The 14,126-nt window shown below is 59.8% G+C and carries 11 protein-coding genes and 1 pseudogene; 7 read left to right on the top strand and 5 right to left on the bottom strand.

Features of this window, described 5'->3' with window-relative positions:
* Positions 1–226: 226 nt before the first annotated feature.
* From eno to DHV10_RS04550, 6 genes and pseudogenes are all read left to right on the top strand, one after another.
* A complete protein-coding gene (gene eno / locus DHV10_RS04570; RefSeq protein ID WP_109485711.1) occupies positions 227–1,519 on the top strand; it encodes a phosphopyruvate hydratase in 1,293 nt (430 codons plus the stop codon).
* Positions 1,520–1,678: 159 nt separating this feature from the next.
* Entirely contained in the window at positions 1,679–2,941 is a 1,263-nt protein-coding gene (gene ampH / locus DHV10_RS04565; protein WP_109485086.1) for a D-alanyl-D-alanine-carboxypeptidase/endopeptidase AmpH, read from the top strand.
* A 93-nt stretch (positions 2,942–3,034) separates the two neighbouring features.
* Entirely contained in the window at positions 3,035–3,544 is a 510-nt protein-coding gene (locus tag DHV10_RS04560; protein WP_109485085.1) for a hypothetical protein, read from the top strand.
* A gap of 339 nt (positions 3,545–3,883) precedes the next feature.
* Positions 3,884–4,207 (top strand): annotated as a pseudogene (locus DHV10_RS27680) (2,3-bisphosphoglycerate-independent phosphoglycerate mutase); the annotation flags it as partial.
* An 11-nt stretch (positions 4,208–4,218) separates the two neighbouring features.
* The gene (gene gpmI / locus DHV10_RS04555) at positions 4,219–5,496 is read left to right on the top strand and encodes a 2,3-bisphosphoglycerate-independent phosphoglycerate mutase (RefSeq protein ID WP_338042583.1); all 1,278 of its coding nucleotides are present in this window, start codon (positions 4,219–4,221) and stop codon (positions 5,494–5,496) included.
* A gap of 294 nt (positions 5,497–5,790) precedes the next feature.
* Entirely contained in the window at positions 5,791–6,723 is a 933-nt protein-coding gene (locus DHV10_RS04550) for a DMT family transporter (RefSeq protein ID WP_338042582.1), read from the top strand.
* 53 nt (positions 6,724–6,776) lie between these two features.
* Here DHV10_RS04550 and DHV10_RS04545 read toward each other — a convergent pair whose 3' ends face one another.
* The 3 genes from DHV10_RS04545 to DHV10_RS04535 form a co-directional block, all read right to left on the bottom strand.
* Complete coding sequence (locus DHV10_RS04545) at positions 6,777–7,250, bottom strand: hypothetical protein (RefSeq protein WP_109485083.1); 474 nt, start codon at positions 7,248–7,250, stop codon at positions 6,777–6,779.
* Between the two features lie 219 nt (positions 7,251–7,469).
* Complete coding sequence (locus DHV10_RS04540; RefSeq protein WP_109485082.1) at positions 7,470–8,462, bottom strand: MBL fold metallo-hydrolase; 993 nt, start codon at positions 8,460–8,462, stop codon at positions 7,470–7,472.
* 592 nt (positions 8,463–9,054) lie between these two features.
* Complete coding sequence (locus DHV10_RS04535) at positions 9,055–9,519, bottom strand: VOC family protein (protein WP_239461282.1); 465 nt, start codon at positions 9,517–9,519, stop codon at positions 9,055–9,057.
* A gap of 61 nt (positions 9,520–9,580) precedes the next feature.
* Between DHV10_RS04535 and DHV10_RS04530 the strand changes: the two genes are divergently transcribed.
* Positions 9,581–9,940, top strand: a complete 360-nt coding sequence (locus DHV10_RS04530) for a VOC family protein (protein WP_109485080.1) — start codon at positions 9,581–9,583, stop codon at positions 9,938–9,940.
* Between the two features lie 180 nt (positions 9,941–10,120).
* Here DHV10_RS04530 and DHV10_RS04525 read toward each other — a convergent pair whose 3' ends face one another.
* Together DHV10_RS04525 and DHV10_RS04520 are read right to left on the bottom strand one after the other, a co-directional pair.
* Positions 10,121–11,149, bottom strand: coding sequence for a metallophosphoesterase family protein (locus tag DHV10_RS04525; protein ID WP_162601186.1), 1,029 nt, complete (start codon positions 11,147–11,149; stop codon positions 10,121–10,123).
* Positions 11,150–11,198: 49 nt separating this feature from the next.
* Positions 11,199–14,045: a TonB-dependent receptor gene (locus DHV10_RS04520; RefSeq protein ID WP_109485078.1), complete on the bottom strand. Its 2,847-nt coding sequence runs from the start codon at positions 14,043–14,045 to the stop codon at positions 11,199–11,201.
* Between the last annotated feature and the right edge of the window lie 81 nt (positions 14,046–14,126).

Raw genomic sequence — 14,126 nt, 5'->3', positions numbered from 1 at the left:
GGTTGTCGGTGTGACAGTGGCCACAAGGGGCGAAGGAGGGCGGTTTGCTAGAATCCGAACGGAACTACTTCCTAATTTCTTCACACTAAATTGTGCGGACGGAGAAGGTTTGAAGCACGCGCATCAGCTTCTGGAAAGTATTCAGAGCGCTGCCGGTGAGGCCGTTGCCGTGGATCGACGTCCGAAACTGAACGACCGGCTGCTGCACCGCATAGCGAGGACTGAAATGACTGAGATTATGGCAATTCGGGCACGCGAGGTTCTGGATTCGCGAGGGAATCCGACCGTCGAGGCCGATGTAATTCTTGAGAGCGGGCAGCTTGGCCGCGCGATTGTGCCTTCGGGTGCTTCAACCGGCGAGCACGAGGCAGTTGAGCTTCGCGATGGCGACAAGAGCCACTACCTGGGCAAGGGCGTGCTGCAAGCGGTTGCGAATGTGGAGACCGTAATTGCGCCGGAGCTGGAAGGCATGGACGCGGCGAATCAACGGCTAATCGATCAGACAATGATTGCGCTCGATGGGACGCCGAACAAGGGCAAGCTGGGCGCGAATGCGATTCTGGCGGTTTCGCTGGCGGCGGCTCGCGCGGTCGCGCAGACACTGGAGGTTCCGCTGTACCGGTACCTCGGAGGTGTGAACGCAAGCGTGCTGCCGACGCCGATGCTGAACGTGCTGAATGGCGGAGCGCATGCGGACTCGAACGTGGACTTTCAGGAGTTCATGATTATGCCGGTGGGCGCGGAGCGGTTCAGCGATGCGCTGCGCTGGTCGGCGGAGACGTTCCACACGCTGAAGAGTGTGCTGAAGAAGAAGGGGTACAACACGGCAGTGGGCGATGAGGGCGGGTTTGCGCCGTCGCTGAAGTCGAACACGGAAGCGGTGGATCTGATTCTCGAGGCGATTACGCAGGCTGGGTACAAGCCGGGCGAGCAGATCTCGATTGCGCTGGATCCGGCGTCGAGCGAGTTCTACGACAAGGAAAAGAGCAGGTACGTTTTCAAGAAGAGCGACAAGCGCGAGCTGACCAGCGATCAGATGGTGGACTTCTGGGCGGACTGGGCGCGGCAGTATCCGATTGTGTCGATTGAAGACGGCCTGGCCGAAGACGATTGGGACGGCTGGAAGAAGATTACCGATGAGCTTGGAGAGAAGATCCAGCTGGTCGGCGATGACTTGTTCGTGACGAATGTGAAACGCCTGCAGAAGGGAATCGAAGAGGGCGTTGGGAACTCGATTCTGATCAAGGTGAACCAGATCGGTACCCTGACGGAGACGCTGGAAGCGATAGAGCTGGGACGGCGTTATGGATATACGTCGGTGATGTCGCACCGGTCGGGCGAGAGCGAGGATACGTTTATCGCGGATCTCGCGGTTGCGACGGGTGTGGGGCAGATCAAGACGGGTTCAGTGAGCCGCACGGATCGCATTGCGAAGTACAACCAGCTGCTGCGGATCGAAGAAGAGCTGGGCGCCGGTGCGGTTTATCTGGGGATTGAGTCGCTGAACTACGAGGGATAAAGCGATTCGGAAGTTCAGGAGTGCGGAGGGACCTGATGGTCCTTCCGCATTTTGTTTTGGTGCTTTAGTTTCGGGCGGTGGGACGGATGAAACTTTCGTGGTACCCCGGTGTTGACATTCAGTGCAGGAGTAAGTTGATTCAGCCTACACTGGAGACAAATGCGCCTCCTGACAGCCTTCCTTCTTTTGCTGAGCTCGATCTCTGCCGCTGCGCAGACTGCCTCAACGATGTCGCTGCACGACCTGGATGAGGCGCGGCAGCTGGGGGCGGAGCTGTATACGAATTCAGGCGCGACGGGCCTGGTGCTGGTGGTGGTGCGCGGAGACCGCGCGGTGTTCCACGGTTATGGCGAGGCGGTGCCGGGATCGCACGCGGCTCCGACGCGGGAGTCGGTGGTGCGGATCTGTTCGCTGACGAAGATCTTCACGACCGATCTGCTGGCGAAGATGGTGGCGGATGGGACGGTGCGGCTTGATGATCCGCTGAAGAAGTATGCGCCCGAGGCGGCGATTGTGCCGGAGCGCGATGCGCCGATCACGCTCGAGGATCTGGCGACGCACACGGCGGGGCTGGAGCGGGAAATCGGGGTGGCGCCGAGGCATACGCCGCACTTCACGTATCCGAACTACGACACACGGTGGAACTGGCTGGCGAGCGCGCAGCTGAAGTTCACTCCGGGGACGCAGGCGTACTACTCGAATGTGGGCTTCGATCTGCTGAGCGATGCGCTGTCCGCGGCAGCGAAGACTCCATATGCGACGCTGCTGCAAAAGCGGACACTGGCGCCGCTGGGGATGTGGGAGACGACGTTCTTCCCGACTCCGAAGCAGTGCGAGAAGCTGATGACAGGGTTGCATGATGAGGGTCCGTGCACGATTACGGAGCAGACCGAGGGAAGCAGCGGGTTGTACTCGACACCGGCGGACATGGAGAGGTTTTTGAAGTACCTGGTTGGCGCGGGCGGCGTTGCACAGGCGGAGAGTGCGCGGCGCGTGTACATGCTGCCGTCGAGCCTGCACGGGCAGTACGGGCTAGACCATGCGGGTCGGCCGAGCGGGATCGGGCTCGGGTGGATGCACCTCGGCGGAAGTGATGACGTGGATCATGTGATCGAGAAGACCGGCGGCGGTGCGGGATTTGTCACGTACATAGCGATTCATCCGGCAAGCCATACGGCTCTGTTTGTGGCGATGACGGAGGGAAGCTGGCGGGACAGGACGCCGGGATTCAATCTGTTCAAGGCGTCTAATAATGGGCTGCTGGCGTTGGCGGGATTGCCGCCGTTTCCGGACCGGGCGAGACGGGTTGTGAGACCGCGGCATGCGGTCAGGGTGGCGAAGACGTTGAGAGCGCATAGTAAGGTGTCGTCGCGGAAGAGACGGAGGGGTTCGAGAGGGCAGCAGGTGGTGGGGGGAGAGTAGCCTGGCGGGAACGATGCGTTGAAGATTCCGCATTGGCGACGAAGTTCCCGCATGGACCTAAGCCCTGTTGAATAACTGCGATAATGAGCAAAAATGTATGTGTTCGGTCCAGTTTACGAGGCCGCCCACGGCACTCAAACCACTCTACCGATTTGGTCAATAGCTCTCTTGGCGGCTGCGCTCGGGAGCATATTTCTCTGGTCTGATTTTTACCAGCGAAGACGGGCGAGAGAATTGACAAAGTTGGCCAACACTCTGGGCCTGAAGCCTTGGGGAGAGAAGCTCCCCTTGGCCGTATCTTTGGCAGGGACACCGATCGCTGACAGAAGCGCGACGTGGAATGTTTTCGAGGGCGTGCGAAACGGCATTCCCTTTGTCGTATTTGACTGCCGGATCGGTACGGGCAAGGGAAGCTGGCAGAGGACAGTAATAGCAGCTCGCACCGGTCGGGATGTGTTTGCGACCGTGCCGTCGGACTTCAGCTACGCGGTCGATCGGTCAGGTGAGTGGATGGTTTTCTACTCACCCAAGACATTGTCGTTCTTTGGCGAAGGACTGATGCCCATTGCCGAACTGGAAGCACGCATTTCCACTCTCGGATAGCGGGCGAACATACGTTCTTGACGCAAGGACATCTCGCTGCGCAATTTATGTATGGCGATCAGCTTCGGTTCATCTCTTAGCTGTCGAGTGACCGCCGATCTCTTTCGCTTGAGAGGCTATCCAAGAACTACTGCGGATCCTTCGGCTCACCACCCCCAAGCTGAAGGGCGCTTGGGGCCCCGTTCGCTCAGAATGACACAGCTTTTGGTTAAAGAGCTTTGATGAGGGCTACGGCCTCGATGATCTTGCGGTTTTCGCGATGTGATGGGGGCTACGCGGAGGGGCAATCAGCAGCATTTATCCTTTTAGTACATCGATCTACTACGAGGTGTTCTCTTCGTGGCTTCAACGAAACGTCCTCTTGTGCTGACCGTCCTGGATGGATGGGGTTATCGGGCCGAAACGGCCAACAATGCGATCGCGCTGGCGCGCAAGCCAAACTACGACAAACTGGTGCGTGAATTTCCGAATACGCTGATCCAGGCGTCGGACCACTTTGTGGGGCTGCCGGATGGGCAGATGGGCAACAGCGAAGTGGGGCACCTGAACATCGGCGCGGGCCGGATTGTGCAGATGGATATCACGCGCATCGATGCGCTGATTGCTTCAGGGCAGTTCCAGAAAGAGCCGCCGATCGTGCAAGCCATGCAGAAGGCGCGCGAGGGGCGGAAGCAATTGCATCTTTCGGGCTGGTTTCAGACGGCGGAGTTCACTCGCATCAGGAGCATCTATACGCGCTGCTGCGGACGGCGCGCGAGTACGGATTGCAGAATGTGTTTGTGCACGCGTTCATGGATGGGCGCGACACGGCTCCGGATTCGGGCGCGGGGTTCGTTGCGAAGCTCGAGCAGAAGATGCGCGAGTACGGCGTGGGTAAGGTTGCGTCGATCAATGGACGCTACTACGCGATGGATCGCGACAAGCGGTGGGAGCGCGAGAAGAAGGCCTTTGACGCGATGGTGAATGGGAAGGCAGAGGGCGGCGCGTATCCAGATCCAGTGGCGCGGCTAAAGGAGAGCTACAACAACGGCGTGACGGATGAGTTTGTGGTGCCGTTTGTGGTGGTGGATGGAGCTGGGAAGCCGGTCGGGCAGATTCGCGATGAGGATGTCTGCATCAATTTCAACTTCCGCGCGGATCGTGCTCGCCAGATTACACGGGTGCTGGCGCGAGAGAGCGGGTTGAATAAGGAAGGCGGACGGAATCTGGAGGGGTGGGAGTCGCTGGATGAGACGATTCCGCGCAATGAGATTCCGAAGAACCTGCACTACCTGTGCATGACGCAGTACGACAAGCTGTATGAGCTGCCGATGATCATTCTGCCGGAGTCGATGGATAACATTCTGGCGAATATTCTGACGCAGAATCAGCTGCGTAATTTGCGCGTGGCGGAGACAGAGAAGTTCGCGCATGTGACGTACTTCTTCAACGGGGGAATCGAGAAGCCGTTTCCGGGTGAGGACCGGACAATGATTCCTTCGCTGAAGGTGGCGACGTACGATCTGGCTCCTGAGATGAAGGCGGAGGCGATTGGCGACACGATTGTGAATGCGGTGAACGATACGGCGTTCGATCTGGTGGTTGCGAATTTTGCGAATGCGGATATGGTGGGTCACTCGGGCAAGCTGGAGCCGACGATCAAGGCGATCGAGGCAGTGGATGCGCAGCTCGGGCGCATCTACAAAGCCGTGAAGGAGCGGAACGGAAGCTGGCTGATCACGGCGGATCACGGGAATGCGGAGATGATGGTGGATCCGGTGACGGGCGGGCCGCATACGGCGCATACGACGAATCCGGTGCCGCTGTTCTATATCGCGGAGGATGCGAGCCAATTCCGGTTGCGGCCGGATGGGTCGTTGAGGGATATTTCGCCGACGCTGTTGAGCCTCTTAGATCTCGGTTTGCCTAAAGAGATGACGGGCGGGGATCTGCGGGTTCCGATCGCGAAGTAGGATAGTTAGGAAGACTCATGGAGGGCGAGGCCGGAAAGGGCTTCGCCCTTTCTTGTTTGTTCGGATGTATTCCCATTCATTCGGCAAGAGCGCCGAATGAATGGGGCACAGCTACGGAATGGGGCACGGCAAATTGCCCGAATGGTGTTTGGATCCCATGTCTCCAAAGGCGGGAGACCCTTCGACAAGCTCAGGGCAGGCTATGGGGCACCCGGACAGTGGGGTGTGCACGGCTGCCGCACTGTCGATCGAGCTTGGTAGTCTTGGAGTGATCCCCATTGTGGTTGTGTCCGCCTGAGTACAAGCGCAAATTTCGAGTTTGAAGAAGAACGAGCGGAGTTCCGGCCGGAGCCGGAGCCGGGACACTCGGAAGCTGCGGCGATTGGTTTTGCGATCTGCGGCTTCACGTGCTGGGTGCTGACGGATACGACGATCAAGATCGTAGGCCGGTCGGCGCTGCCGGCTTACGAGATCATCGGACTCCTGGGTGTGTTTTTCTGCGGGTTCCTGGCGCTCTACGCAAAGGTGCGGCATGAGCTTAAGGTGCTGTGGCCGACTCAGCCAAAGAAGCAGCTGCTGCGGTCGTGCCTGGATCTGGCGAACAACCTGTGCGTGGTTGTGGCGCTGCGGCATGTGAGCCTGACGCTGTTTTACATTCTGGTTTTTCTTTCGCCGATGTGCATCACGGTTCTTGCGGCGGTCTTTCTTCGGGAGAAGATCGGAATACGAAAAGGGCTGGCGATTGTAGCGGGATTCAGCGGCGTGGTGGTTGCGGTGAATCCATTTGGGAGTTCGCGGCAGGGGGACTGGATTGGTTTTGCGGCGTGCATGGTCTGCGTGAGCTGCTTTTCAGTGAATATGGTGTGGTCGCGCGTGCTGACGCGAACGGAGACGCCGGCGAGCCTGGCGTTCTTTTCGGGCGTGGTGATGACGGCGGCAGGCGGAGCGGCGATGCTGGTTCACGCTGTGCCGCCGAGCTGGAGGGAACTGGGTGCGCTGGTGGCGATGGGAGCGTTCTGCTCAGCGGGCACGATTTGTTTCTATATTGCCGTGAAGCATACGGCAGCGTCGACGGTGTCGCAGTATCACTACACGCAGCTGGTGACTGGAGCGCTGCTGACGTTTTTGATTTGGCGGGAGCTGCCGACTGTGTGGATGGTGATGGGGGCAGCGCTGATTGTGGCCGCGGGGTTGTATATGGCGGTGCTGACGAGGAGGGCCGCATAGAGCTGAAGGCCTCCGCTAGAGGAGGCCTTCAGGTGAATCGAGATGAGATTTCGTCAGCGAGGGCGCAGGGACTTGGGGAGGCGTTCGACGGCTTCGGGGAAGCGTTCTTCGAGCAGACGCGCACGCTCCGCTGCGATACCGCCGAGATAGGAGGGGACTGGCGTCGCGGTCAGGACGAGGACAAAGGCTATGACGGAGAAGAGCACTCCGGCGACGGCGGCGGAGACAAGCATGTGATAGGCGTCGGCGACGTCGAGACCGAGGATGTTGAAGGCGACGTGTTCGAGCGGCTTGACGTGGCGAAGCGCGGCGAGCGCGAAGAGCGAGAAGAAGACGGACAGCGATGTAAGGACAACGAGTGCGACGTCGAGTCCGCGATGGAATTTGAGGCGGGAGCTGCAGCGATTGCAGTCGGCGAAGTGCTGCTCGTAATCCTTTCGCATCTCGGGTGAGATCCCGGAGATGTCATACCGCCAGCTTGCGAGAATCGCGCCTACAACGCGGTCGGTACAATCAATTTTCGCCATACAGGATGAACTCACCTTTGTTGATCTGCCCCGTGAACCCGGTGAGAAATGCGCTGACTTCACTCGGGTTACCGGTTATGTTCGCTTGGATGCCCGTGTGATTTCGGGTGATGCTATTTTTATCCAAGTGACTGTTGCGTAAGTGGTTAGACGCCAGAGAACCTCGGCAGGCGTCGATCTGGGCAGAGCAAACCTGGATACGATTGTAACCGAGTTTTCTCAAAAGCAGATAGCTGCCAGTGGTTCATGTTGCTGGGCAAGCAACAGCCGGTTGGCCAGGAGGCTGGCCCGGCCGTTGAGCGCGCGCTCGGCAGAGATGCGGGCAAGCTCGGGCATATTGTTGCTTTCGGAGAGGTGGCCGAGGACGACGTAGGCTGCCTGGCCGTCGTATTCGGTTTCGAGGTAGGTGGCGCACGCCTCGTTGGAGAGGTGGCCGACGCGGGAGAGCACGCGCTGCTTGACGGACCACGGGTAGGGGCCATCGCGGAGCATTTCGAGGTCGTGGTTGGACTCGAGGTAGAGCAGGTCGACGGACTTGAGCTGGGCCTTGACGTTCGGCGGGATGTAGCCGAGGTCTGTGGCGAAGGCCATGCGGACGCCTTCGGCCTGGAAGACGAAACCGACGGGGTCGGCGGCGTCGTGCGGAATGGTGAAAGGGCTGATGGAGATGTCGCCAATCTGGAGAGGCTTGCCGGCGTGGAAGTATTGGACCGAGGGAAGGGCGGTGGGGTCCTTCTGCGCGGGGGGCTTGCGTTTTTTCGAGGCGGATTCGGGGGCTCGGTCGGAGTCCGCAGGGGCGGCGAGGTCGTCGACTGTTTCATCGGCCTCGTCGGCATCGCAGTCTTCCGCAGTGGGTGCGTCGGCTTCGGCCATGCGGGCAGCGGCCTGCTGGCGGCACTGCTCGAGCCACTGGGCGTAGGTCATCTGCTTGCGTGGCGAGAGCCAGCGGATCCAGGCGCGGTGGGTGGGTTCGGTGATGTAGACCGGGATGCCGAGCTTGCGGGCAGTTACGCCGAGACCGGAGACGTGGTCGGAGTGCTCGTGAGTGATGATGATGGCGTCGAGGGTGGCGGGATCTTCACCGGCGAGCTTCATGCGGCGGAAGAGTTCGCGGCAGCTGAGGCCGGCGTCGACCAGGATGCGGGTGTGGCCGCCGGTCACAATCGTGCTGTTGCCCTTGGAGCCTGACGCGAGCACTGTGAAGCGGACCATGTATCAGAGGATACCGCCGCTGGCTGTGTATATCGAGGGGGCGGGGTAACGGGGAAGGCACTGGGGAGGCCTGGTTCAGGACCGATCTCATCAAGGGCTGCGGCGCGGATCAAAATACGTTCCGCAGGGGCTAAAAAGCCCGAATTTCTTCTGCCGAAGTTTTCGGAGAGACTAAACAGCTTGCTGAAAAATGCTATTTGGTGAATGCGAGGATTCGAGAAACATCCCTCAGCGGCTAAAGCCGCGCTCTATTTGCAACCTTTATCGGCACAGATAAATCTGTGCCCTTTCAAACCCAGCCATTTCGGACTTTTGCAGCAAGCTGTGAAGTCGTGCGCTGACGCTTTTTGCGAGACGAGCGATTAGTAGAAGGTGGCGTCTTCTGAACATCGGCGTTCTCGTTTCCCACCCTTGCTGCGCAAAGATGGAGCACCCGGCTTGTTTGTATGAACATTCCCCGGTCCCCAAGTGCGAGGGACCGGGGGCCACCGCCCTTTTCAAACGAGAGAGACTTTCCGGAAAGCTGTGTGGTCGTGCGCTGACGTTGTTGCTGCGCGACGGTTGTTCTCGCTCGGAGCGGCGGAGTGGCGGGCTAGCGGGGAAGGAACTCGAGGTCGGTTCTGGGGATCTCGCACATGATGCCGATGGTGTTGGATTCGGAGTCGTGGATGAAGACCATCCAGAGGTCGTGGTCGGGCATTCTGGCGATGAGGTGGGGCTCGTCGATGAAGTTGACGCCGCGCTGTTTGAGGGTGCTGAAGGTTGCGTGGATGTCGGGGACGTGGAAGTAGAGGATGGTGCCGCCGCGCGGGGTGGGTTTTTCTGGTGTGGAGAGCATGAGGCGGATGTCGCCGCACTTGAAGAAGGCGAGGTTGCCGGCGTCGAAGAGGAACTTCATGCCGAGGGTGTTCTGGTAGAAATCGCGCGCGCGGGCGAGGTCGTCGACGGTAATGGCGATCTGGCCGATTTTTTCGAGCGAGACGGACGGGGCGGCGTCGGGATGGGACATGACGGGGACCTCGCGGATAACGATAGCAGGGCGGGGCGGTGTCATCATTCTAGCTGCGTTTACGAAAGTAGCTTAAGCTCGGGTCAAGAGACGATTCAGAGGAGAAGAGATGGGTTCAGTGATTGGAATTGGCGGGATATTTCTGCGAGCGAACGATCCCAAGGCTCTGTACCAGTGGTACGAGAAGCACCTTGGTTTGGTGAAGGGCCAGGGTGCATACGGGTTTGCCGCGCCGAAGCAGCGCGATGAGATCGTGTTCTCGTTTTTCAAGCAGGACAACGAGTACTTTCCGGTGGCGCAGAAGGCGATGTTGAATCTGCTGGTGGACGATCTGGATGGATTGCTCGACCGGCTGACGAGCGAGGGTGTGACGGTGGATCCGAAGCGCGAGAGCTACGACTTCGGCAAGTTCGGGTGGGTTACGGACCCGGAAGGAAATCGCGTGGAGTTGTGGCAGCCGGTCGAGTGATGGCGGGGGGAAGGCGGGATCGGGGCGGTCCATGAAGGCGCTTAGGCCGTTTCACCCGGGTTTCACCCGGGGCTATTCTCCATTGTCTCTGTCGAGTGTCTCGTCTCCCATGTCTCCAAAAGCAGGAGACATGGGGCGCCCAAATTTTCGGGGAAGGGCGGTCCGATCGGAAGCGCGGTTTCACTGCGGGATCTTGAAGTGGTCCATCTCCGTCCATTGCTGGTCGGGCGGAGCGGTCTTGTTGAGGCGAATCATGGTGGCGGTGAGGGAGTCGCCATCGATTTCGAACTTCACATAGTGGAAGTTGGGGAAGCCGGTGTTCTGGTAGAGGTCGTCGGGAGTGCGTTCAACGGGTACGGGCGATGCGCCCCCTCCGCCAGAGACGAGGTAGGTGACGCCAAGCTGCGAGAAGCGCTCGTAGTTGTGGATGTGGCCGGCGCAGACGACGACGTGCGCGTGGAGGCCGGGAGCGACGGAGGAGAGGTAATCGCGCAAGGCGATTTCGTTCGGCCGTGGGTTGTGGCTGATATTGATGTGGGTTTGCACGTCGGCTACGGGCGGATGATGGAGGCTGATGAAGACGAACTTGATGCTCTTGGGGAGCGTTTTGAGTTGCGCGCTGAGCCAGTTTTGTTGATCGCTGTCGGGCAGCAGAGAGGCGTCGCTGTCGAGCGATATGGTGTAGACGGACTTGCCGACCTGTGCGGAGTACCAGCGGCGATTGCGAAGCTCGGGGAAGGCACTCCACCAGTGTTCGAGTGCTTGTGAGGGGTCGCCGTGGAACTCGTGGTTGCCGAGGGCCGGGAAGACGTTGAGTTTGGCGTCGCGCCAGCTTGCGGTTTCATCGTGGTAGACGCGATAGTCGTCGACGTTGTCTCCGCTGTAAGGAACGTCTCCGTTGAGGAGGATCGCATCGGGATGTTCTTCGGCGAGTTTCGCCACGAGGAGCCGCCGGGCGACGGGATCGGTGACACGGATGTTGGCGGGGTCAGTGAACCGCTGGTCGCCGTAGACGATGAGGGTGACGTGCTTGCCCTTGGAGGAAACTTTAAAGGTGGGGCCCGGCTGGCTGATCAGGCCTGAGGTGGGGAGGTCTTCCGGACGGATTCGAGTTTCTTTTGCGGCCTCTTTAGCGGGCTGCTGTGCGATTGCGGATGCGCATAGAAGAAATGCGAGCGGCAGGGCGAAGAGAGCCTTTGCCGCTCGCATGTTGTCCCTAGTCTGATTTGTATCCATGTTTCTACTGTAGAGCGAGTCGCTATTCGTGGTGGATGTTCCAGCGTACTCCGCCGGCGTAAGTGGGGTGGTAGTACTCGCGCTGAACTACGTACTGCGGGCTGCCGTTGTAGAAGCCGAAGACTTCGTTGTTCAGGTTGAGGCCGTATCCATAGACCTCGAAGCCGGCGGGCAGGCGATAGCTTGCCTGGGTATCCAACTGGAAATGGGAGTAGAGGTAGTTGTCTCCGGCAGGACCGCGTGCGCCGCCGACCTGCGGGTTGGGCACGGTTTGCTGAATGCCGTTGACGACGATGGGATTACCGTTGTCGTCGGTGGCGTAGGCGAGGTTCTGGTACTGGTAGGCGTAGATCATCTTGTCATCGAAGGTCATGCCCACGCGCATCGAGAAATGCTTCGTGTCGTAGGTGGGGCTGATGTTCCAGCTGTTGGGAGCCTGGCGGAGCAGGGCAGGCGAGTCGGTGCGAAGCGGGTTGACGAGCGACGCCTGAGAGTTGGTGTAGCTGTAGTTGGCAGAGATGCCGGCGCCGGAGAGAACGCCGGGTAGATAGGCGAGACGCTGCTGGAAGCCGATCTCAAATCCCTGAATGTGCGCGCTTCCGCCATTGGATGGTTCCGTAACGAGCGTGGGCGCGCCGGGGTTGTAGACATAGTTGTTTGTCAGGGTCTGGAGCGTGACGATGGGGTCGGAGAGCTGCTTGTAGAACCAGCCTGCCTGCAGAAGGCCGGTGTGGCTGAAGGAGTGCTCATAGAGGACGTCGTAGTTGTTGGCGTGCTCGGCTTTGAGATTGGGATTGCCGATGCTCACGGTTGCAGGAGTAGTGGTGATGTCGGGCTGACCGACGGCCTGCGAGATGTCCTGCGGATCGGGTCGCGCGAGACCGCGGCCATAGACGAGGCGAAGGTCAGAGTCCTTGTCGACAGCGAAGCGCAACGAGGTGCTGGGCAGGACGTCGAGGTAGTCGCCACCTGCCTTGAAGGAGAGTGTGCCTTTGGTTGCGTCGAAGCTGGTGGTGTCAACGTGGGTGGCTTCGAAGCGAACTCCGACGACCCAGCGGAAACGCGGCGCAAGGTCGATGGTGTTCATGACGTAGCCGGCTGGAATGCGTTCGACGAGGTCGTAGTTGTTGGCGTTGACGCCGGGTCCGCCGGACATGGTGAAGAGACCGAGGTTGGAGTGAACGTAGGCGTCGATCTTCGCATAATCGGTGACCGGGCCGACATGGTAGGTCTTGTCGTAGTAATCGGGATCGGTGAAGTTGGAGTTCCACTCAGGATGCGCTGCGACGGCGAGGGTCGAGTTTGCTTTGAAGCTCTCGTTGTAGGTGTCGTCGAACTTGTGCGCGTTGCGGATTTTGCCGCCGAACTCAAGCGTGCCGTAGCGGGTTCCGAGGTGGTAGAGGCGCGCGTAGGATGCGGAAGCTTCAAGGTTCAGTTGGACACTCTGGCCGAAGGTGGGTGGTGCCCACGATTTGAGTTTGTAGTTGGCGCGGTCTTCTGCATTGTCAGCGCCAGTTCCGAAGCAGCCGGCGCTCCAGCCGGGGCGATTGACGCTGGCTGCGACGCTCTGGTCATTGACGCAATTTATGTCGGGATCGCCGATCCAGGAGAACTTGGCGCTGCCTGAGCCGGAGAGAGAACGCGAGCGGCCAACGGCTACGTTCCAGATGAAGGTGTTGGAGTTGATGTTGTGGTTTCCATGAACAGACATGCTGCCGACGGCGAAGTTGGGGCGACGCCAGTCCTGGCTGTACTGAGGCGTGTCGTTATCGTTGAGGGTGTATACCCACTTGTTGCCCCAGTTGCGGAAGGTGGAGAAGAGTCCGCGCACGGAGATGTTGGAACCTTCGCTCAAGCGGTAGTCCGCTGCCGCAGTCGCGCCCCAGCGGGTGCGGTAGTAGACATAGTCGCGGATGTCGAGGCTGTCGTAGTGGGGGGTGATGCTGTCTGTGGTTGGGGAGGGCTCGATGTCGTTAATGCCGCGGCCATTGAAGTCGTAGGTGCCGCCGACGAGGACGCCGAACTTTTTGCTCTCGCCGAAACGCTTGCCGAGAGTTGCGCCGAACTGGTCGACGCTGCGGCCGCCGATGATGGGGGTGTATCCGCCAACGCCGTAGAGGACGATGGTCGGAGTGTCGGTTGCGGTTTTTGTGACGAGGTTGACGGATCCGCCGATGCCGTCGCCGTCGATGTTGGCCTGGAGGGTTTTGTTGATCTCGACGGAGTCGACGAGGTCGGAGGCGATGGTGTCGAGCTTGATCTGGCGGACGCCGGACTCTGGCGACGGGATGGTGACGCCGTCGACCATGGTGTTGCTGAGGCGGGGTTCCGTTCCGCGAATCTGAACGTATTTGCCTTCGCCCTCATCGCGCTCGATGGTGACAGATGCCATGCGGCCCAAGGCGTCGGCGATGTTGGCGTTGGGAAGGGAGACGATGACTTCCGCAGGAAGCACCTGCACGATGTTTTCTGCGGCGAGGGTGCGGTTGATGGCCTCTGCTTCGCCGCGCGGGCGGTCGGCGGTGACTTCGACCTGATCGGCCGCGGAGGCTACCTGGAGTTGAGCGTTTACAGCGGCGCTCTGGCCGGGCGATACGCTCACGCTGGTGGTGTACGGCGAGAAGCCGACGTAGGAGACAGTGACGGCGTACGTTCCTGCGGGGACATCGGTAATGTTGAACTCGCCCTGGCCGTTTGTGGTGACCGGCCGCAACTGCGGTTGCATCTCGATGCGGGCACCCTTCAGGACTGCTCCTGCGGGGTCCTTCACTACACCGTTAATCGAGCCCTTGCCGGACGATTGTGACCATCCAAACGTCGCGGTCAGGACACACATCAGCACAACAGAACTCCAAACGAATCTGCGCATGGCACTCCTAGCCTCTGAGTAAGTTGAATCAACAGAAGAGACCTGAACGCAGAGTATGGTTCTGAGTCTTAACGAACTCTT

The organism is Occallatibacter savannae, assembly GCF_003131205.1.
In the GTDB taxonomy this organism is placed as follows: Bacteria; Acidobacteriota; Terriglobia; order Terriglobales; family Acidobacteriaceae; genus Telmatobacter; species Telmatobacter savannae.
Note: the sequence above shows the minus strand (reverse complement) of the source record. Positions and strands in the feature narration are given on the sequence as shown.